Genomic DNA, 19,243 nt, shown 5'->3' with positions numbered 1-19,243 from the left:
GGGTGGGCCTTGGCACGAGGAAAGCCCCCCATGAAACTCCTCCGGCTGGTGTTGACATTTGTAGCCGGCGCGAGCCTCGGGGTGGCTTTGCATGCCCGGCTGTTTCCGGCGAAGTCTAACGCATCCGGGGCTGATGGAGCCCTCTCACCCGCATCTCTTTTTCAAGGGGTGCCGTACGTGGACCATGAGCTGGTTCCTTCCTCCATCCTCGGCCTGCTTGGAGTGATGAAAGACCGTGAGGATGATGTGCTGCAAGCTGCCACCATCCGGACACTGGCACTCAATCCTGAGGAAGTGCAGGCAGTCAGGCAGCATCTGAGAAAGCTCGCCGAGAACTGGGCCTACGCAGTCAACGTGCGAAGCATGAGGGACTCCCAATGGCAGCTTTCCTACCCTGCCACTGCTGCCAAAGCCCAACTGATGGAAGAAGCCCGCTGGGCGGAGCAGCTGCTGGGATACCAGCGCGCTTATCTTTTCATGGTCCTTATGGAGAAGGATTTCAGCGTTCTTTTTCTCAGGGATGATGTGAGCATCGAGAAAAAGACGGACTCCGAATGGAGCCTCATTGCCGGTCAGCGCGGGTTCTCTTTTGATGTGAGGCAGCTCCAGCCACATTCGCCGATGATCCGCCTTCAGTTCAAATGCAGCGCGCGGTAAAGCGACTCCTGAAATGATCGGCACAGAGAATGATTGCAAAGAAGGCTGCCACGCAAACACCCACCAGCTTGTTGAGGCAGGCAGCATGGTCACTTCTGATGTCGGCCATCGCCCCGGCCACTGTGACCACTTCTTCATGGAACAGCGGGCTGGCCTCTTTGAGGATGGCGAGGTCCGCTGCGGTGAAACAGCTGGCATCCAATCCTGTGCGCCGAAGGATGTCGGGCAGGGCTCGTGTTTTCTCGTTTAAAACGACCAGGCCCTGGCGGCGGATTTCCGGCTGCCCTTCTTCCTCATTGAGCAAAGCCACCACCTTCTGCCCCTTGCTGAGAAGCCTGTAGGTTCCCCAGTCCGGCTCCAGTTGAAGGTACTTGTCATGTTCGTAGCTGGTACCCAGCCGAAGCGTTGTGGCGCCAGCGAGTCCAGAAAGGGTTCCGTTCATCGTCTCGATTTGCAGGAGGCAGGTCTCTTCCAGCAGGATCTCCGTGGGTGATTGATGGACTTCCGAGGATGATGAAATCACCACTCCAGTGACCATCGCGCTGGCGGAGGTCAGAAATGCCTGACGCCTGGAATCGTCATAAACCTCCACCTCCCTGGGCGTGGTGCCCAATGGGATGACCGGCAGCGGCTGCGCCGGGCAGCAGGTCGTCACCCCGAGCAGCAGGAGCCACCAGCGCATGCCCTTACCCTCTCTGAGCGCGCTGGCGCAGGAAGTGGTCTGCGATGATGAGGTGGACCATGGCCTCCACCATGGGGACGGCGCGGGGGAGGACGCAGGGGTCGTGGCGGCCACGTGCGGCGAGGGTGGTGTCCTCGCCGGTGTTGGTGACGGTCTTCTGCTCGCGCAGGACGGTGGCGGTGGGCTTGAAGGCGACACGGAAGACGATGTCCTCGCCGTTGCTGATGCCACCCTGGATGCCGCCGCTGCGGTTGGTGCGGGTGCGGACTGTGCTGCCGTCCATGTAGAATTCGTCATTGTGCTCCAGGCCGGTGAGGGTGGTGCCGCCAAAGCCGCTGCCGACTTCGAAGCCCTTGCAGGCGGGGAGGCTGAGCATGGCCTTGGCCAGGTCTGCCTCCAGCTTGTCAAAGACGGGCTCGCCAAGTCCGGGTGGGACGCCGCGCACGACGCACTCGATGATGCCGCCGACGCTGTTGCCTTCGCTGCGGATTTTTTCGATGAGCCCGATCATCTTTTCCGCCGCCACGGGGTCGCAGGTGCGGACGATGTTGGATTCAATGAGCGCCGAGGTGAGATCTGCTGCGGCGGGGACCTGGGCCTCGATGTGCTGCACGGTCTTCACATAGGCCAGGCATTCGTAGCCGGTGAGGGAGTGCTGGAGGACTTTGCGGGCGATGGCACCGGCGGCGACACGGCCGATGGTCTCGCGGGCGCTGGAGCGCCCGCCGCCGGAGACGGCGCGGATGCCGTACTTAGCATCGTAGGTGTAGTCGGCGTGGCTGGGCCGGTAGGCCTGCTGCATCTCGGTGTAGGCGGAGGGGCGCTGGTCCGTGTTGCGCACGAGGATGCCGATGGGGGTGCCGAGGGTGAGGCCGTCGAGCACGCCGGAGAGGATCTCGGCCTTGTCGTCCTCCTTGCGGGGGGTGACGATCTTGCTCTGGCCGGGGCGGCGGCGGTCGAGCTCGGCCTGGATGTCCTCCACGGTGAGGGGGATGCGGGGCGGGCAGCCGTCGATGACGACGCCGACGCCGATGCCGTGGGATTCACCCCAGGTGCTGATGTGGAAGATTGTGCCGAGACTGCTGGACATGGGGGGGCATCATGGGGCAATCCGCCAAGGGTTCAAGATGGTTGTGCAACGTCGTGAAGTGGGCACACTGCGGGATGCATTTTCCCAGCTGGCTGCTCACGCTCTTCGGCTTTGCCACGCTCACCTCCCATCTGCATGGTGCTGAGACGGTGGAGCATGAGGGCGGGCGCTACCACCTGTACCGTGTGGACAAGGCGGACTGGGCGCGGCTGCAGCTTGCGTGGCTGGATGAAAGCGGCAGACCGCTGGGGGATTTCAACGGTCTGAGCAGGCAGCTGGCTGCGCGTGGGAAGAAGATCATCTTTGCGACCAATGCGGGCATCTACGAACGCGGACCCAAGCCCTGCGGGCTGACGGTCTGCGCGGGCAAGGAGCTGGTGCCGCTGAACCTCCAGGCTGGGGACGGCAATTTTTTCCTGAAGCCCAACGGTGTGTTTTACCTCGACGACAAAGCCGGGCCGGGTGTGATGGAGGCGGCGGAGTTTGGCCAAAGCGGGCTGAAACCGCGGCTGGCCACGCAGTCGGGGCCGCTGATGCTGCGTCAGGGGGTGATCCACCCGGCCTTTCAGGTGAACTCGCCCAACAAAAGGCTGCGCAATGCGGTGGGGGTGCGCAGGAAGGACGGGCAGATCATTTTTGCCATGAGCGACCGCGATGACCCCGTGAAGGGCCGGGTGACGTTTCACCAGTTCACGCGCCTTTTCCTGCACCTGGGCTGCGAGGATGCGCTGTATCTCGACGGGGACATCTCCAGCATGGCGGTGGATCCGAAGCCGGAGGTGAAATTCACCACCAACACCTTTGCCGGAATGTTTTTTGTGGCGGAGTGAGGGTCAGGCCTCGACGGGCTTTTTCTCCTGCATCATCACCGGGGCGGTGGAGGGAGTGGGGGCGAGCCAGGTGGTGATTTCAGCCTTGAGCCAGACCTTGATGCCGGCCCAGAGCAGACGCGAGGCGGTGAAATCCGGGGAGAGGCTCATGTGGGGCATCCAGACGTGGCCGTTGTTGCAGCGGCCGTAGATGCCTTTGCGCCGGCGCTCCTGGGCGAGGTGAACGAAGCGGCGGTTGTAGAAGGCCATGAACTTGCCAAAGAGGGCGCCTATGGGCCCTTCGTAGGGCATGTGCTTCCACTCAACCTCGGGAGTGACATAGACCCCGCGCACGGGACCAAGGAAGTAGGCGGAGAGGTCGAGCAGGAAGGTGGCGTTGATGAGCTCCGCATCTCCCATGTAGGAGTATTTGTCCTTGTAGAGGGAGTTGAACCAGAGGCGCCAGCTGCGCGGGTAGGCCATGTTCAGGTAGTCGGTGATCTTGGCGGTGTACTCACCGGCCAAGTTTCTCCGGACGAGATCGGTGGCGGCTGACACGGTGTAACCGCAGAAGTCGAGACCGTGGCTGTACAAGGGATCCATGAAGCCGGCGGCGTCTCCGACCATGACCCAGCGGTTGCCGGCGATGCGTTCGGAGCGATAGGCGAGGTTCTTGTAGTAGAAGGTGTCGTCGGCGTCCGGGACGGCGTTTTCAAACATGAGCCGGCCGATGGGGTGAGTGAGCAGATGGGCCTGGAGGCGGGCGAGGAGGGAGGGCCCTTCTGGCAGATTGTAGAAACGGCGGTCCCAGGTGACTCCGGCGCTGAAGCTGCCGTCGGAGAGGGGGATGATCCAGCACCACCAGCCGTGGCCCATGAGATGGTTGGTGGCGGTGGTGCGGAGCTGGTGAACGTTTTTCAGCAGGCTGGGGTGCAGCTTGCGGCTTTTGAAGCTGTCGAGGCCGTTGACGTTGCGGAAGCGGCACCAGATGGACGAGGTGGGGTGCTCCTCTTCCATCGTGCGCTGAAGGCCGAGCTTTTTGGCCAGGACGGCGGCCTTGCCGGAGGCATCGATGAGCCAGCGTGTGGTGACGGTGCGCATCTGGCCTTCCTGCGGCATGATTTCCAGCGTGTGGGGCGCTTCGTCTTCCGAGAGTGAGATGGTTTTGATGGTGGCCGGCCGGAGGAGCTCGCAGCCGAAATCACAGGCTTCCTTGAGCAAATGCTCGTCGAGGATGGCGCGGTCGAGCTGAAAGGTGGGCAGACGGGACTGGTAGCGTGGGCCGACCTCGGTGAGGCTGCCGACGTCGTCGTCCGGGGTCTTGCAAAACCACATGCGGAGGCCGTGCTTCTGGTAGTGGTGGGCACTGAGGTGATGCCCCTGATGGAGGACACGGGTGAGGAAGCAGCCCGCGACTTCAGAGGTGCTCTCCCCCACTTTGCGGTCAAACTGCACCGTGCGCTCGACGATGAGGATGCGCATTTCCGGGTGTTCGCGCTTGAGGAGCATGGCGGCAGAGGCGCCAGCAAATGCACCGCCCATGATGACCACGTCATAATCTGTGCCAGGAGGGGTCATGAGTGCAAGAGGTGAAAAAGTCAGTTGTCGGAGGCGGTGCGACGGTCGAAACAGAACGTCTCCCCTTGTTCCAAGTACGCCTTTAAATAATGCCATCCGCTGATTCTGCAACCCGCCAGCCGAATACGCACACGCCACCCCAGCCCATGGGACTGCATGACGCATGCTGGACACGGGTGATCCTGTTTTTCATGCGGTGGCTGCCGGCGCCCGTGTTTACAGTGATGGCCTACCCTTTCACCGCGATAGGCTACCTGCTGGCGGTGACGCCGCGAGAGGCGCTGAGGGCAAACCTGGGCGCGCTCCTGCCAGGGAGAGGCTCGAGCTGCCTGGCGGGTTTTCAGGTGTTCATCCAGTTTGCGCTGACCTACCTGGACCGGCTGTGGTACCTGCATTTCCGCCGTGAGATCGACTGGGAGATCATCGGGCGGGAGGATTTTGAGGCCTTGCAGAAACACGCGGACGGCGCGCTGATCTTCACCGTGCACTCGGGGAACTACGACATCGGGGCCAGCCTGTTTGCGCGCAAATTCAGCCGGCCCATCCATACGGTGCGCATGCCCGAGGCCTCGGACTCGCTGAAAAAGCTTCGCAGTGAGGAGCTGAAGGAGGAGGAGAGGCGCGAGCCCAACCTGCACATTCACTACAACGAGCCCGGAGGGCACCTGGGCATGGAGCTGTGCCGCAGGCTGCTGGCGGGGGAGGTGGTCTGTGTGCAGGGGGACCGTGTGATCGGGGATGTGGCGCCGACGCAGGCGAGCATCGACGGGGTGACGTACCGGATCCCGCGCGGTCCGCTGATCCTGGCCGAGGTGACCGGCGTGCCCTGCTACCCGGTGTTTCTCACGCGGCGCGGACGGCTCTCGTACCGGATTGAGATCGGCAAACCTTTCTTTGAAGGCGGGCGCAAGCCCAAGGCGGACGAGATCAGCGCGGCGTGGCTGAAGGTGATGCATGGCTTTCTGCTGAAACACTGGGACCAATGGTTCGTGTTTGAACCGCTCGTGACCCGCGACCCTCCATGAACCCGGCCGTCCGTGCATGCGCCCTGAGGCGCGCGTACCTCCGCATGGCGCTGGGGCTGGCCCCGGTGCCGGTGGTGGTCTGGCTGGGCTGGAACGGACGGGGGGCGGAGGCGCTTGCGCTCTTTGCGCTGGTGCTGACAACGATGATGGTCGGCACGCTGGTGCCGCGTTGCGCGCTGTTTGGCCGGATGATCAAAACACTTCCCGAGGCCGGCGGGCAGGTGCTGCTGACGATCGATGACGGGCCCCACCCCGAGCACACGTCTGCGATCCTGGACATCCTGGACCGGCATGGGATCAAGGCGCTGTTCTTCCTTGTGGGAGAGCGTGCCGCACAGCACCCGGACCTTGTGCAGGAAATCATGGCGCGGGGGCACGAGATCGGGAATCACACACAGACGCACCCTGCCACGACCTTCTGGATGCTGCGGCCGGTGCGGCTGTGGAGGGAGATCGCGGGATGCCAGGAGACTCTGAGCGCGCTGTGCCCGGGCCGCCCGCCGCGTTTTTTCCGTCCACCCGCCGGGCACCACAACCTGTTCACGGCGCTGATAGCGGAGGTGCTGGGGCTGAAGATGATGCTGTGGAGTGCACGGGGTTTTGATGGTGTGCTGCAGGAGGTGCCTGCGATCACGGGGCGCATCTCCCGCAGGCTGAAGGCCGGGGCGATCGTGCTGATCCATGAAGGGACGCCGGTGGCGGTCGAGGTGGCAGATGTGGTGGCCGGGATGCTGAAGGCGAGCGGTCTGAAATGCGACACGCCGCCCACCTCACTGGCGTTCGGCGACGATGAGGTGATTGTTGAACGGGGTGCCGCCCCATAGCGGGCGCACCTGCACACGCAGTCCGGCGGCGGCGAGGGTGGTCTCGAACAGCTCACGGTCCGGGTAGCAGAGCGGGGGGGCCTTCATCCAAAAGGTCAGCCTGGCCAGCCAGTCTCCAGCCACGGTGATGCGGAAGCGTGGGGAGTCGTCACGGAGGCCCGAGCGGATGACAAGCCTGCCGCCTGGCGCCACGCGAGCCGCCGCTGCGGTGAGGAGGGCGGTCTGCTGATCCCGCGTGAAAAACTGCAGGATGTCGAGGATGACCACATGGCCTGCGGCTTCGGGCAGCCCGTGGCGGGCGTCTCCGTTCATGAAATGAAGGCCGCTGTAGTCGCTGCGTGCGACCATGCTCTGTGCGCAGGCGATTTTATTCGGATCGTAATCAAAGCCTGTGATGGCAGAGGTGTAGCCAGCCTCCCGCAGATAGAAGGCGAGCAGGCCGATGCCGCAGCCGATGTCCAGCACCGGCAGGGAGGAGCCTGCGAGCAGCTGTGCCACCGCCGCATAGACCGGGTCTGAGCGGAGCTTTACCTTGGTGTAGTAGCGCTCCCAGCGCTTGGTGCGGAAGCTGCAAAGCCGGGAGATGCGGCGCAGGGACTGGGGGGAGAGGGGAGCGTTCATGATGTGCCGATCCATTTGCGAGGGACCTCCCAGGGGGCGAGCAGGGAGCAGGCTTTGATTTTGAAGGCGGCGTCGATGCCGGCCTGCGGCAGCCCGACCTCCGCGACGATGTCCTGGCAGCGTTCGGGGTCGCGGCTGGGGACGCCATGGATCCGAACCGAGTCGGTGTGTGATGCCCGCGTGATTTTTTCAGCGATCTCCACCGGGCTGAGCTTGCGGCCGGCGACATTGATGCCTGCGCCCAGGGACTGCCGGAAGTGCAGGCGGGACCCGTGCATTTCGACCTGGTCGCAGGTGGTGAAAACGCCGCTGCCGTAGCGCTCGTGGGGCAGGGGCTCGTCGTAGCCGAGGCCCACGGAAGTGCTGCTGACGACGAGGCGGCCAGCGTCGTCTGTGTGTGCCTGGACGCCGGGGAGAAGGGTGCCGAGGGAGTCCCCGTCTGCGCGGAGGCCGGGTGTGGCGTCCCAGGAGACGGCGCCGCATTCGCTGGCACCGTAGAGGTTGTGAATTTTGAGTCCGTGCTGCTCCAGAGCCAGGCGCTCGAGGCTGAGGGTGAGGGGGGAGCCTGCGGAAATCGCCAGCGAGACATTTTCCAGGCGCACACTGCCATTGAGCCAGGCCTTCCACAAGGCGGGGACGCCAGGGAGGAACACCCGGGGGTGGTGCTGCATGGCATCCATCAGAGGCTGGGCAAAAGGCTGGGGTGCGTGGCAGGTGGGCACGCCGTTGAGGAGGGTCTGCAGCAGCGTCATGGTGAGGCCAAAGGAGTGCGCGCAGGAAATCGCGGCGACGCCGACACCGCGTGAGCCGAGGTCCAGCGCGGAGTGGAGCCGGTCCACATCTGCGGCGATCTGGGCGAAGGTGAAAAACTGGCAGCGGCGGACGCCGGAGCCGCCGACGGCCTGCTTGATGAGGGCGGTGCCGTGCGGGGGCTGGGAGGCGGGGACGCGGCGTGAGCGGTCCTTTTCCACCATCTGCACGGGGATGCCGTGGAGAAAGCCTGCGAGCAACTGGCGCAGAAGCTGCGGGACATCGCCCTGTGCGAGCACGTGGTCGCCGGAAGGGCGGAGGGCACGTGCCTCGGCGTCCAGCTGGCGGAAGGTGGTGGCGCTGCCGTCTGCAAGATACAATGCGTCCTGCGCGCCGCGCTCAGCCACAATACGATCCCAGCGTTCACCAAACATTTGCAGTCCTTGCGGCGAAGCGTAAACGATGTGCTGCGCCGTGCAGCAGAATGACCACTTGCGTGGGCAGTTCAACCCTCCAAACAACGAATCTCATCGAGACCTCTTCCCCGCCCTCACCTTCAAGACAGCGAATCGCCATCACCGGAGCGGGGATCGTCTCGCCGTTGGGTGCTGGCTGGCAGGCCAATGAGCGCTCTCTGGCGGCAGACCGTACTGCGTTCAGGCCGGTGGAGCTGTTTGACACGAGCGAGATGATCGCGAAGACCGCGGGTGTGGTGGATCTGCCAGTGGAGAATTTTTTCAGTCGCACGCCGGCGCACAAGCAGACATTCATTGACCGTGGTACGCAGATGCTGCTGATGGCGGTGCGCGAGGCCCTGGCGCAGGCGGGAAGGCAGGGCATGGAGGGGATCGACGCGATGGTCATCGGTACGTCCGCCGGTGCGATGCCGCTGGGGGAGTCCTACTTTGAGCATGCGAGGCATGAGGCGGGGCGTGTGCCTTCGCAGCTCTCGCGTGCGGAGCACTACCAGCCGCAGCGGCAGATGAGCAGCCTGGCGGCCGAGTTTGACTGGCGCGGGCCGGTCATCATTGTTTCCAATGCCTGTGCCTCCGGGGCCAATGCGATCGGCTGGGCGGCGGAGATGATCCGGTCCGGCCGTGCGAAGCGTGTGCTGGCGGGCGGCTACGATGCGCTGGCGCGGCTGGTGTTTGCCGGTTTTGACAGTCTGCATGCGCTGGCGCCGAGCGGCATCCCGCGCCCGTTTGATGCGCAGAGGGACGGGCTGGCCCTGGGTGAAGGGGCTGCGGTCATGCTGCTGGAGGCGGAGGATGTGCGCCAGAGCGCGGCGCTGGCAGACGTCTCCGGCTACGCGACGGCGACGGACCTGCACCACCTGACGCAGCCTGATCCGGCGGGCCGTGCGGCGATCCGCACCATGACTGCCGCGTGCAAGCAGGCGGGAGTTTTGCCGGAGCAGATCGGCTACATTAACTCCCATGGCACGGGGACGCCGTTTAATGATGTGGCTGAAGCGGCCGCGATCGCCGCGTGGGCGGGGGATGCGGTGGCGGGGATCCCCGTGAGCTCCACGAAGTCCGCGATGGGACACCTGCTGGGCGGTGCGGGAGCCGTGGAGGCGGTGATCTGCCTGATGGCGCTGCAGGGGCAGTGGCTGCCGGCGAGCCTGAATGTGCGTGAGGCCGATGCGGCGGTGCGCTTTGACCTGGTGCGCCAGTTCCGCCGGGCCTCGCTGGATTATGCGCTGACCAACTCTTTTGGATTTGGCGGTACGAACGCAACGCTGGTGCTGCAAAGGAGGTCGGCATGAACATGGACAAGATCTGCATCCGCGGAGTCGGTGCGGTGAGCTCTGCCGGCTGGAACGCAGCGGCGCTGCACGAGGCCGTGCGGGCAGGAAGGCCGCTGCCAGCCCAAACATGCGCGCGTCCTGGGGATGGGAGGAACTGGCCATGTGAATCGCGCTTTGCGCCGGCTTCGCCGCCGGAGAAGGTCGCGCGGCATCCGCGCCTGCGCCGCTCCAGCGCGATCACGCGCTACTCCGTGGCAGCGGCGATGGAGGCGCTGGCGGATGCAGGGCATGACCCGGCGGCGCCGCCAAGCGGTCTGGGCATCCTGTTTGTGATGATGAACGGGTGTGTGAACTACACCGGCCGCTTTTACCACGAGGTGCTGCAAAATCCGGCGCAGGCGAGCCCGCTGATTTTCCCTGAGACGGTGTTTAACGCGCCGGCCTCGCACCTTGCCTCCTTCCTGGGGGTGGACGGTGCGGTGAGCACTCTGGTGGGCAGCCCGAACTCGATCATGGAGGCGCTGGACACCGCGGCGTTCTGGATCAGGAGCGGGATTGTGGAGGAGTGCCTGGTGCTCGCCGCCGAGGAGTGCGACTGGCTGAGCGCGGAGGCGCTGACGTATTACCATCCGAAGCTCGTGGCGTCCGAAGGCGCGGGGGCGCTGCTGCTGGCTGCGGGCGGCGGTGGGCCGCGTGTCAGCGAAGTGACAGGGCCGCTGGCCTACCTGTCCTGGGAGGAGCGCTGTGGACTGCTGCCGGAGCTTGCAGCGAGGACGCTGGCGCGGGTGGAGGGGCCGGCGACGCTGATCAATGACCGGACGGGAATCTCCAAAATCGACCATGCCGAAGCCGCCGCCTGGGCGGTGCGGCCATGGGAGGCGGTGCTGAGCCCGAAGCATGTGCTGGGGGAAAGCATGGGGGCGGGGTGCGCCCTGCAACTGGTGCTGGGAACTCTGGCGGCGAGGCAGACGCAGCGCCCGGTGGTGATCTCCATGCCGGGGGCAAACACCGCCGCCTATGCGTGCGTGCTGGAACCGTAGGCTACTTCGGCAGGGCTGGCATTTTCATTTCGTTGTAGCCGGCAGGGGGGACGAAGTCCTTGGCATCCACGTCCTGCTCTTTGGCGGAGACGAGCAGGGAGACCACGTTTTTGCCCATCATGGTCATCTCTGACTTCACGACCATGCCGTCAAAATCGGAAGCTTGCGGCGAGAGGCTGGACATGGCGCCACCCACGACCTTGCCGAGCTTGTCGTTGGCGGCGCTGAGCTCCTTGTAGCCGGGGAAATTTTTAGCCACCCAGAAGCGGCCTTTGGCCATGGAGCTCTCCCAGGTGTAGATTTCGGTCTCCCATTCGCCCACCTTTTCCTTCTGCCCGGTGGCCACGGGTTTGGCGACGGGGCCGCCGGCCATCTTGCCGGCCATGCCTGCAGCGGATTTGAGCGCGGCAGGGTCCATCTTCATGAGCATCTTCTGCTCGTGCATGAGCATGGTGATGCCCTCGGCACCCACGATGACGGTCATCTTCTCCCCCATGTCCACGCGTGCCTGCTCGCCTTTGATCTTGGTGGTCACTTCGCTGGGCTGGCCGGCGGTGTCCACCTTCTGCACCATCACCCAGTCGGCGCTGGCAAAGGTGGCGGTCAGCAGCAGGGCGATGCAGGAAAGGGCTGGAGTTTTCATGGCGGTCAAATCCTAGCGCGATTTCACGGCGGCGGTCAATGCTGAACGTCTCCGGTCTTGAACTGTGCGGCTGATCCTGATTTGATTCTGATTTCCCCATGAGCCGCCCCACAGCCAACATACGACACCGCTTCGCCGGCTCCGGCATGCTCCTCGCGCTGCTGCTGCTGTGCGCCTTTTTCAGCGTTGCCACCTGGACGCGGCAGTATCCGCAGGATGAGGCGGCGGCCAGAGACGTCGCTTCGCAGATTGATCCGAAGGCGAAAGTGCTGATCGCGGTGCGCCCGACTGCGGCAGACGCGGGCTTTGCCGAGGCTCTCAAGGCAGAACTCGGAGCACGTGCCGAGGTGGTGAGAGGGGAGCCCCGGGACGCCCGAGCCGCGCTGGAGCGTGCGGCTGCGACGGGCAGCGGGCCGGACGTGATCGCCTGCAACCGGGCCACCGCCGCGTGGCTGGTGTTTGCCAATCTGGGCCGTGATTTTCCTGCGCTTAAAAACGCCGTGGTGCTGCAGCCCCGGGCGCATGCGTGGCCGGTTTTTCTGAAGACGGACAATTTGCTGAACATCGCCAATCAGATCGCGGTCATCGCCATTCTGGCCATTGGCATGACGCTGGTGATCATCACCGGCGGCATTGATCTGAGCGTGGGAAGCCTCATCGCGCTGTCGGCAGTGGTGACGACCCTCTTTGTGCGGGATGTGTGCGGCGGCACGCAGGCGGGCGTGGGTGGCATGCTGGCGGCGGGGCTCTGCGGCATCGCGCTGAGCGGGGCCTGCGGGCTGGCCTCGGGCGTCTTCATCACGGGCCTGCGCATGCCGCCCTTCATCGTCACGCTGGCGATGATGCTGGTGGGCAGCGGGCTGGCCTACCGGCTGGCGGAGAACCAGTCGGTGTACCAGGTGCCGGATTCCTTTGTGTGGCTGGGGCGCGGTGCGGACCTGCTGGGGCTGCCGAATGCCGTGGTGCTGATGCTGGTGCTGTACGCCGCCGCGCATGTGATGATGACGCAGACCCGGCTGGGCAGAAACCTCTATGCGGTGGGCGGCAATGTGGAGGCTGCGCAGCTTTCCGGCGTACCGGTCCGGCGTGTGGTCCTGACAGCCTACGTTTTGTGCGGGCTGCTGGCGGGCCTCGGCGGAGTTGTCACGGCTTCACTGCTGAAAAGCGGCTCGCCGACCTATGGGCAGATGTATGAGTTGTATGTCATCGCGGCCGTGGTGGTGGGTGGGACCAGCCTGAGCGGCGGCCGGGGCACCATGGCGGGAACCTTGATCGGGGCCTTCATCATCGCGGTGATTCAAAACGGCATGAATCTCACCAACGTCGAAAGCAACACGCAGAAGATCGTGCTTGGACTGGTGATTTTGGGGGCCGTGCTTGTGGATCGTGCCCGAAGATAGGCATGATTTTTATCCATTTTTGAGCAAAACAACGGATTGATTTAAAGTTTGATGCTTGATGTGTTCGGGGTGATTCACTATCTCCATGTCATAGCATGGGAAAACCGATTAAAATCAGCAAGCTGGAGAGGCGTGAGCGGCCGCAGGAACGGGTGAATGTCCAGGAGGCGGTGCTTGAAGAGGCGCTGACCCACTATGAGCGGGGGCAGTATGTGGAGGCGTATCAGAGTGCGCTGAAGGCGGGACCGCTGGACCTGTGGCGGGGGGCCAAAGCGCAGACTTTTGGATACCGGCTGGCCGGAAATCTGGGAGCGGGACGCCTGGCGTCTCTGCTGATCTGCCGGGCTCGGCATGAAGACCGGCAGAGTACGGAGGCTGCGGTGCACTATGGTTTTTACCTGCAGCAGCGGCGGGGTCCGCTGCCTGCGTGGCGGCATTGCATGGCTGCGGAATCCATGACGGCTCTCATGCCGGTGCAGCTCTCAGATTTCAAGGCGATGCGGGCGGTCATCGCCGCAGGGTACCGTGACTTTGACACGGCCTGGCAGCTCTGGCACGAGGCGGTGGCGGTGCATGAGCCCAGTGCGTGGCTGCAGGTGGAGAAGTGCAGCATTTTGGCGAGTGAGGAGCGCCGGGAAGAGGCCCTGGAGGCGCTGGACGAAGCGCTGGTGCTGCGCCCGTGGTTCCGGCCCGCAGTGCAGTTTCGCGCGCGCATGCTGCACCTGCTGGGGCGCCGGGATGAGGCGGTGGGCTTTCTCACTGCGGCGATGGGAGAGATGCAGTCGTGCGCCATCGCGGCGCAGCTGATGGCGCTGAAACGGGAGGATGACGATCACGCGGGCATGGAGGAGCTGGCAGACGCCTACGAGAAGCTGGCGGTGCTGTCTGAAGCGGACAGCCGGGAGTGGCTGGCTGCGAGGCGGGTGGATCTGCTGACCCTGAGGGGGGATTTCAAAGGGGCGGCGGTGCTTGCCAGGGGGATCCAATCTGATTACTACAACGCGCTGGCAAAGCGCCTGGAAGCTCCTGATGCCACGCATGTGCGCGAGCGGCTGCCTTTTGAGTTTGTGCACCAGAAGCACAACACCTGCGCACCTGCGACGCTGGCAGCCATGGCCCATTTCTGGGACAGGCCTGTGACGATGGAGCAGATTGCCGAGGCCATCTGCTATGACGGCACCTACGACCATGGCGAACGGGCATGGGCGCTCGCGAACGGTTTCTTTGTGCGCGAATTCACCGTCACGCTGGAGGCGGCCAGGCAGCTGATCAGCCTGAAGGTGCCGTTTGTGCTGCGCACTGTGGAGGCGGGGTCCGCTCACGCTCAGGCAGTCATCGGGTATGACCTGCTGCGGGAGACGCTGTTCATCCAAGACCCGTCCGAACCGCACTACCGGGAGATCGAAGCCGCCGAGTTTTTGGAGAATTACAGGCTGACGGGCCCGCAGGGCATGGTGATGGTGCCGCCGGAGCAGGCAGGGCAAATCAACGGGCTGAACCTGCCTGACAGCGGGCTTTATGACATCAACCACCGCTTCATCAGCGCGCTGGCCGAGTATGACCGCACTGCCGCTGCCGCCGCGCTCAAGGAAATGGAGATGCTGGCGCCGGAGCACCGGCTGGTGCTCGTCGGGCAGATGTCGCTGGCGAACTTTGACGGCAATGAGGTGGAGCGCCTGCACAGCATCAACCGGCTGCTGGAAAAATTTCCGGGAGACCCACGGCTGGTGCACTGGAAGAACGCCGCGCTCCGCTCCATGGGCCGGCGGGCTGAGCGGCTGCAACTGCTGCGCGAGGCGGTGAAAGAGGACAAGGCGCCTGTGACGCTGTACAAAAACCTCGTGGACGTGCTGATGGAAGACGCACGTGACTGGGATGAGGCGAGGCTGCTGGCGTGGCGTGTGCATGCACGGATGGCGGGAGATGCGGGCAGCGTGGTGAGCCTGGCGGAGATGCTGCGGCGCACACAGCGTGCGCCGGTGGAGGAATGGCTGACGTTTCACCGTTTCGCGGCTTCGCTGGCGGACAAGGTGGAGAACGTGGTGCAGACGTGGTTTGCGCATGCGCAGACCCAGGGGCACACGGAGAAAGCGCTGGAGTGGCTGAGGCAGCGCTGGCGCCGCTATGGGGCTAGGTCCGGAGGGCCGGCGCTGACGCTGGCGCAGGCGCTGGACTCGATGTGCCTGCCAGAAGCGGTCGATGTGATGCGTGCTGCGGTCCAAAGCCGGCCGGATGACGGCGAGCTGCTGATCCAGCTGTCGCGCATCGAGGCCCGCCTGGGGGAGCAGACGAAGGCCTGGGAGCTGCTGCGGCGTGCGGAGGGGCGGTGCTCGCCGGGCCAGTGGCTGCGTGCCTGTGCCGCGCTGCACCGGCGGTTTGGAGATCACGCCAGTGAGATGGGGGTGTGGCGGCAGATTCTGGAAAAGGAACCGCTGGCGCTGGACGCCCATGGCTGGATCGTGCGTGAGCTGGCGGCCACGCGGGGGCAGAAGGCGGCTCTGAACCATCTCGCGGAGGTGTGCGCGCGCTTCCCGCACCACCACGATCTGGCGCAGCTCCACATCCACTGGCTGCGCGAGGAGGACTCCAAGCTGGCGGAAAGGGAGGCCAGGCGAGTGGCGGCGCTGCACCCGGAAGATCCGTGGGCATGGCGGGAGCTGGCGCTGATCCTGCGTGACGGGGGGCGTGCCGAAGAGGCTGTGGAGCCGGCGTCGCAGGCGGTGGAGGTGGCCCCCGACCAGGCAGCCAGCCATGGAGTGCTGGGGCTGGTGCTGGCCGGCTGCAAGCGTGAGAAGCAAGCCGCCGAACATTTCCAAACTTCCATCCGGCTGGATGTGAACTTTCCTGCCTCCTTTGAAGGGCTGCTCTCGCTGTGCGAGGACACCGCCGCCAAGCGTGAGGGGCTGGCTTTCATCCGCCGGGAAATGATCCGGCAGGTGCTGAATGGGAACGCGCTGCATGCCTACCGGGAGCTGGCCTTCACCGTCCTCTCCCAGGAGGAGCTGCTGGCGGAGCTGCGTGAGATCTGGCAGGCGCGCCCGGACCTGTGGGAGGCGTGGTCTGTGCTGCTGGCGCAGATGATTGACTCCGGCCACAAGCACGAGGCGGTGCTGCTGGCGCAGGAAGCCACGCAAAAATTTGCGCTCACACCCGGCTCCTGGCGTGACATGGCGCTGGTGTGGCGGGCACTGGAGCGTCCGGATGCCGCCATCGCCTGCGCGAGGCATGTGGTGAATCTGAACCCTGACTGGACGGATGGCTGGTGCCTGCTGGCCGAATGTCTGGAGGACAACGGCAAAGGGGGCGAGGCGATCGAAGAACTCCTGCGTGCACGCACCCGCCTGCCCCTGGACATGACGATCCGGCGAGCGCTGGCCCTGCTGTTCTGGCAGACGGACCGACGTGAGGAGGCATGGCAGCTGGCGGAGAACGCCGTGAAGGAGGACCCGGGGCAGAACTGGGCGTGGGGCTGCATGCAAAACTGGGCGGAGACGCTGAGGAAAAGGGACCGGCTCATCGAGGCTGCGACGGGCCTCACAGAGACGCGGCCTGATGAAGCGCGGTCATGGCTCATCCTGGCCAAACTCCTGCCGCTGGCAAAAATCTCCTCGATACTCAGCGCGCTCGACCATGCGACGGGGCTCAATCCGTGGCTCTTGGATGCCTGGGATTACCGGATGGAAATCCTGGCGCAACTGGGCCGACTGGATGAAGCGATGGCGGTGCCGGCCAAAGGACCGTGGGGCAGTGAAGTGCCCTACACGGTGCAGGGGCGGCTGGCCTGGCTGCGCGCCGTCCGGGGCAACGTGCCCGAAGCCATGCGCCAGATGCGCGCCATCCTGGACAGGCACCGGGACTATTACTGGGGCTGGGAGATGTATGCGCAGTGGGCGGAGCAGAGCTCAGACTGGACGGCGCTGCAGCAGGCGGCCACGGAGATGGTGCGCCTGGCGCCCCGCTCTGCCGGTGCCTACTGCGTCGCGGCAGATGCGGCTCTGCGCCTGGGAAAACGCGAGGAGGGAATCCAGCACCTGAAGCAGGCGCTGCATGTGGCCCCCTCCAGCCCGTATGCTGCCGAGCGGCTGCTCGGCCTCTACTGGGAAAAACGAGATGTGGATGGGCTGCGTGCTGCGGCGGCGCTGCTGCCAGGCATCGGCCAGCCGGCGCTTATCAGCCGTGTGTATCTCATGCTGGCAGCCGCCAGCAAGGATGATGTGGAGCAGGTGCGCAGGGATCTCTCCGCGCTGGCCGTGCACCCAGACATGATGGGAGGGCTGCTGCAGCTCATTCTCGATTACTTCACCGACTCCAGGCGCAAGTTTGCCCTGATGCTGGACCAGACGCTCAACGCTGCTGCGGAGAGCAACACGCTCGGGCCTGCCTTTGCCATGCTGTGGGTCCACCGGGAGGCCCAGAACCGGCGCTGGCAGTGCTGGAGCCGGCTGGTCGAATGGCTGCCGAGGCTCGGGGCCAGACTGGATCCCGCCATTTCGCTCTACCTTGACCTAATCGGAGAGGCGCAGGCGGCGAAACCGCACGTGATCAACTTCATCCAGGCCTGCGAGCCGCAGCTGCGCCAGCGCGGGGAGATCTGGGGCAAGGTGAGCTACGCGCTCGCCAGGAGCGGGGAGTTTCAGGCCTGTGCAGACTGGCTGGAGCCGGACTACCTGAGGGATGATGCGGAAGGCTGGGTGCTGTGGAATCTCGCCGTGAGCCTGCGCGAGCTGCTGCGCCCGGAGCGTGCGGAGGAGGTCTGCATGCATGTGGTCACGAAGGGAATCCGCGATTCCACGTGGAACCTGCACTCGGTGATCGCGGCGCTGGGGTGTGCCTGGAAGGAGGACTATGACCAGGCGCTGCTGCTGCTGAAAGACACGGACATCAACGACGATGTGGAGTCGCCGGTGCGGCTGCCCATGTACATCACCCGTGCGTTGTGTGAGGTGATGACGAAACCGGCCGCCGCAGGGCGGGAGCGGTACAGGAAATTCCTGGCCGACTGCAACCAGTACTTCATGAAGCAGGCGGTCTCGCTGCAGGCCAAGCGCGACTTTGAGCGCGCCATGAGGCTGATGCGCGAGCACACCGGCGCAAGCGTGCTGCCCTGGCAGCAGCCAAAGCCGCGAACGGAGGCCATGCCGCAGACGAGGGGCCGCACCGGGAGCTGGGAGCAGCGGCCCGCATCGGGCGGTGGATTTTCCAGGGCGGCCTTTGTCTGCGCGGTCATTTTTTCGATCAACGTGCTCCGCCATTGCGGCTCATCCACGACGCCGTCGCGAACACCCATCTACGAGCTGCCGTCGCGGGCCATGCCTTACACGCCGCCTGTCGAGCGCCCTGGCAAATCTGCCGGAGATCAGGATCTTGAAAAAAGGGTGGAGGATCTGCTGCGCAGATCCCAGACGATGCCAGCCCCGCTGAGGCAGTGAACGGAGGCCGCCGGGTGTGCAGATGGCGTCAATGGATGACAGTCTTTATTGGCGCTGGAGCGTACCATGGGTGACTTCTGTGCGCTTTCCCCACCATGTTTGACTCCTGGCTTCCCGACTCCAAAGACCACCTGCCGCTGACGTGGTGGAAGACACACCCTGTGTATCTCGCCGCCATCATCGCCCTTGTGGGGGTGGCGAGCATTGTTTTGACCTCCATCCTGGGCATCGCGGGTGCTCCATGGCTCATCTACACATACCACAATGCATTCGTTGAATGGCGGTTTTGGACCTTGTTCAGCTACGTCCTTTTCAATCCGCCGGACATCTGGGTCGTGCTGGGCTGCTACATGCTTTGGAATTTTGGGGAGGCTGTGGAGCGGCATCTGGGCAGGCGTGCCTTCATCAAGCTGCTGATCCTGCTTTGGCTGACGCCTCCCCTCCTGGCCACATTGCTGGGGCTGGCGGGGTATCGCGGGCCTTTCGGGATGTCCATGATGCTGGGCCTGCCCTTTGCCGCAGGGATCCAAATGCTCGAGTTTGGCGTGTTCAACGCCTTCGCGGCGCTGTATGCCCGCGCCAAAATATCGCTGCTCGTGATCACGATTGATGCCTGGCAGCTGGCGGCCATTTTCAACGCCGTCTATGCCCTGCAGCGAATCCTGGTGCGCGACTGGGCCGGTTTGCTGATCCTCCTGGGGTGCATCGCCGTGGCCTGGCTTTTCATCCGCTACGAGACCGGCGCGCTCAAGCTCCCCTCCCGGCCCAGACGTGCGCCATCAGCCGCACGGGCCGCCAAAGCCGCGCCCAAAAGCAGCAGCGTGCCCACGGTGGATGAAATCCTGGACAAGATCAGCCACAAGGGCATGCACAGCCTCAGTGCCGAAGAGAGGCGCATCCTGGACAAGGCGAGCGAGGAAATGAAGCGGCGGGCCAACTGACCTT

General features: G+C 64.5%; 15 protein-coding genes. 9 read left to right on the top strand and 6 right to left on the bottom strand.

What is annotated here, in order from left to right; genetic code table 11:
* Nucleotides 1–30: 30 nt before the first annotated feature.
* Nucleotides 31–657 carry a hypothetical protein gene (locus ACFQDI_RS09160; protein ID WP_377165696.1) on the top strand — a complete coding sequence of 209 codons (627 nt, stop codon included), beginning with the start codon at nucleotides 31–33 and terminating at the stop codon, nucleotides 655–657.
* On the opposite strand, the gene ACFQDI_RS09155 is transcribed toward ACFQDI_RS09160, so the two are convergent.
* Together ACFQDI_RS09155 and aroC are read right to left on the bottom strand one after the other, a co-directional pair.
* Nucleotides 638–1,339, bottom strand: a complete 702-nt coding sequence (locus ACFQDI_RS09155; RefSeq protein ID WP_377165694.1) for a hypothetical protein — start codon at nucleotides 1,337–1,339, stop codon at nucleotides 638–640. The two genes, ACFQDI_RS09160 and ACFQDI_RS09155, sit on opposite strands and share 20 nt — an antisense overlap.
* Nucleotides 1,340–1,343: 4 nt before the next feature.
* A complete protein-coding gene (gene aroC, locus ACFQDI_RS09150; protein ID WP_377165692.1) occupies nucleotides 1,344–2,429 on the bottom strand; it encodes a chorismate synthase in 1,086 nt (361 codons plus the stop codon).
* Between the two features lie 74 nt (nucleotides 2,430–2,503).
* Here aroC and ACFQDI_RS09145 point away from each other — a divergent pair, with 74 nt between their 5' ends.
* Complete coding sequence (locus ACFQDI_RS09145; protein ID WP_377165690.1) at nucleotides 2,504–3,259, top strand: phosphodiester glycosidase family protein; 756 nt, start codon at nucleotides 2,504–2,506, stop codon at nucleotides 3,257–3,259.
* A 3-nt stretch (nucleotides 3,260–3,262) separates the two neighbouring features.
* Here the strand turns inward: ACFQDI_RS09145 and ACFQDI_RS09140 are convergent, their stop codons facing one another.
* The gene (locus ACFQDI_RS09140; protein ID WP_377165688.1) at nucleotides 3,263–4,816 is read right to left on the bottom strand and encodes an NAD(P)/FAD-dependent oxidoreductase; all 1,554 of its coding nucleotides are present in this window, start codon (nucleotides 4,814–4,816) and stop codon (nucleotides 3,263–3,265) included.
* Between the two features lie 146 nt (nucleotides 4,817–4,962).
* Between ACFQDI_RS09140 and ACFQDI_RS09135 the strand changes: the two genes are divergently transcribed.
* Nucleotides 4,963–5,841 carry an LpxL/LpxP family acyltransferase gene (locus ACFQDI_RS09135; RefSeq protein ID WP_377165686.1) on the top strand — a complete coding sequence of 293 codons (879 nt, stop codon included), beginning with the start codon at nucleotides 4,963–4,965 and terminating at the stop codon, nucleotides 5,839–5,841.
* Nucleotides 5,838–6,665 (top strand): polysaccharide deacetylase family protein, encoded by an 828-nt coding sequence (locus tag ACFQDI_RS09130; RefSeq protein WP_377165684.1) that lies wholly within the window; start codon nucleotides 5,838–5,840, stop codon nucleotides 6,663–6,665. The genes ACFQDI_RS09135 and ACFQDI_RS09130 overlap by 4 nt, the downstream gene beginning before the upstream one ends.
* Here ACFQDI_RS09130 and ACFQDI_RS09125 read toward each other — a convergent pair.
* Entirely contained in the window at nucleotides 6,612–7,286 is a 675-nt protein-coding gene (locus tag ACFQDI_RS09125; RefSeq protein ID WP_377165682.1) for a class I SAM-dependent methyltransferase, read from the bottom strand. The two genes, ACFQDI_RS09130 and ACFQDI_RS09125, sit on opposite strands and share 54 nt — an antisense overlap.
* Nucleotides 7,283–8,470 (bottom strand): AMP-binding protein, encoded by a 1,188-nt coding sequence (locus ACFQDI_RS09120; protein WP_377165680.1) that lies wholly within the window; start codon nucleotides 8,468–8,470, stop codon nucleotides 7,283–7,285. Before ACFQDI_RS09120 ends, ACFQDI_RS09125 begins: the two co-directional genes overlap by 4 nt.
* A gap of 62 nt (nucleotides 8,471–8,532) precedes the next feature.
* Between ACFQDI_RS09120 and ACFQDI_RS09115 the strand changes: the two genes are divergently transcribed.
* Both ACFQDI_RS09115 and ACFQDI_RS09110 read left to right on the top strand, forming a co-directional pair.
* Nucleotides 8,533–9,804: a beta-ketoacyl-[acyl-carrier-protein] synthase family protein gene (locus ACFQDI_RS09115; protein ID WP_377165678.1), complete on the top strand. Its 1,272-nt coding sequence runs from the start codon at nucleotides 8,533–8,535 to the stop codon at nucleotides 9,802–9,804.
* Nucleotides 9,801–10,826 carry a beta-ketoacyl synthase N-terminal-like domain-containing protein gene (locus ACFQDI_RS09110; RefSeq protein ID WP_377165676.1) on the top strand — a complete coding sequence of 342 codons (1,026 nt, stop codon included), beginning with the start codon at nucleotides 9,801–9,803 and terminating at the stop codon, nucleotides 10,824–10,826. Before ACFQDI_RS09115 ends, ACFQDI_RS09110 begins: the two co-directional genes overlap by 4 nt.
* 1 nt (nucleotide 10,827) lies before the next feature.
* Here ACFQDI_RS09110 and ACFQDI_RS09105 read toward each other — a convergent pair whose 3' ends face one another.
* The gene (locus ACFQDI_RS09105; protein ID WP_377165674.1) at nucleotides 10,828–11,469 is read right to left on the bottom strand and encodes a DUF4412 domain-containing protein; all 642 of its coding nucleotides are present in this window, start codon (nucleotides 11,467–11,469) and stop codon (nucleotides 10,828–10,830) included.
* A gap of 98 nt (nucleotides 11,470–11,567) precedes the next feature.
* Between ACFQDI_RS09105 and ACFQDI_RS09100 the strand changes: the two genes are divergently transcribed.
* The 3 genes from ACFQDI_RS09100 (at nucleotide 11,568) to ACFQDI_RS09090 (ending at nucleotide 19,239) form a co-directional block, all read left to right on the top strand.
* Entirely contained in the window at nucleotides 11,568–12,869 is a 1,302-nt protein-coding gene (locus ACFQDI_RS09100) for an ABC transporter permease (protein ID WP_377165672.1), read from the top strand.
* Between the two features lie 95 nt (nucleotides 12,870–12,964).
* Nucleotides 12,965–18,298, top strand: a complete 5,334-nt coding sequence (locus ACFQDI_RS09095) for a C39 family peptidase (protein WP_377165670.1) — start codon at nucleotides 12,965–12,967, stop codon at nucleotides 18,296–18,298.
* A gap of 95 nt (nucleotides 18,299–18,393) precedes the next feature.
* Complete coding sequence (locus ACFQDI_RS09090) at nucleotides 18,394–19,239, top strand: DUF6576 domain-containing protein (protein WP_377165668.1); 846 nt, start codon at nucleotides 18,394–18,396, stop codon at nucleotides 19,237–19,239.
* The last annotated feature ends 4 nt before the right edge of the window (nucleotides 19,240–19,243 follow it).

The sequence above is a fragment of the Prosthecobacter fluviatilis genome, assembly GCF_042655725.1.
GTDB lineage: Bacteria > Verrucomicrobiota > Verrucomicrobiia > Verrucomicrobiales > Verrucomicrobiaceae > Prosthecobacter > Prosthecobacter fluviatilis.
The sequence above is the reverse complement of the archived record's forward strand: the minus strand, read 5'-3'. Positions and strand labels throughout refer to the sequence as shown.

Coding starts and splice junctions, on each gene's coding strand:
- ACFQDI_RS09095 (WP_377165670.1), top strand. CDS start 12,965: ATGGGAAAACCGATTAAAATCAGCAAGCTGGAGAGGCGTGAGCGGCCG.
- ACFQDI_RS09120 (WP_377165680.1), bottom strand. CDS start 8,470: ATGTTTGGTGAACGCTGGGATCGTATTGTGGCTGAGCGCGGCGCGCAG.
- ACFQDI_RS09110 (WP_377165676.1), top strand. CDS start 9,801: ATGAACATGGACAAGATCTGCATCCGCGGAGTCGGTGCGGTGAGCTCT.
- ACFQDI_RS09105 (WP_377165674.1), bottom strand. CDS start 11,469: ATGAAAACTCCAGCCCTTTCCTGCATCGCCCTGCTGCTGACCGCCACC.
- ACFQDI_RS09155 (WP_377165694.1), bottom strand. CDS start 1,339: ATGCGCTGGTGGCTCCTGCTGCTCGGGGTGACGACCTGCTGCCCGGCG.
- ACFQDI_RS09145 (WP_377165690.1), top strand. CDS start 2,504: ATGCATTTTCCCAGCTGGCTGCTCACGCTCTTCGGCTTTGCCACGCTC.
- ACFQDI_RS09140 (WP_377165688.1), bottom strand. CDS start 4,816: ATGACCCCTCCTGGCACAGATTATGACGTGGTCATCATGGGCGGTGCA.
- ACFQDI_RS09090 (WP_377165668.1), top strand. CDS start 18,394: ATGTTTGACTCCTGGCTTCCCGACTCCAAAGACCACCTGCCGCTGACG.
- ACFQDI_RS09125 (WP_377165682.1), bottom strand. CDS start 7,286: ATGAACGCTCCCCTCTCCCCCCAGTCCCTGCGCCGCATCTCCCGGCTT.
- ACFQDI_RS09100 (WP_377165672.1), top strand. CDS start 11,568: ATGAGCCGCCCCACAGCCAACATACGACACCGCTTCGCCGGCTCCGGC.
- aroC (WP_377165692.1), bottom strand. CDS start 2,429: ATGTCCAGCAGTCTCGGCACAATCTTCCACATCAGCACCTGGGGTGAA.
- ACFQDI_RS09130 (WP_377165684.1), top strand. CDS start 5,838: ATGAACCCGGCCGTCCGTGCATGCGCCCTGAGGCGCGCGTACCTCCGC.
- ACFQDI_RS09135 (WP_377165686.1), top strand. CDS start 4,963: ATGGGACTGCATGACGCATGCTGGACACGGGTGATCCTGTTTTTCATG.
- ACFQDI_RS09160 (WP_377165696.1), top strand. CDS start 31: ATGAAACTCCTCCGGCTGGTGTTGACATTTGTAGCCGGCGCGAGCCTC.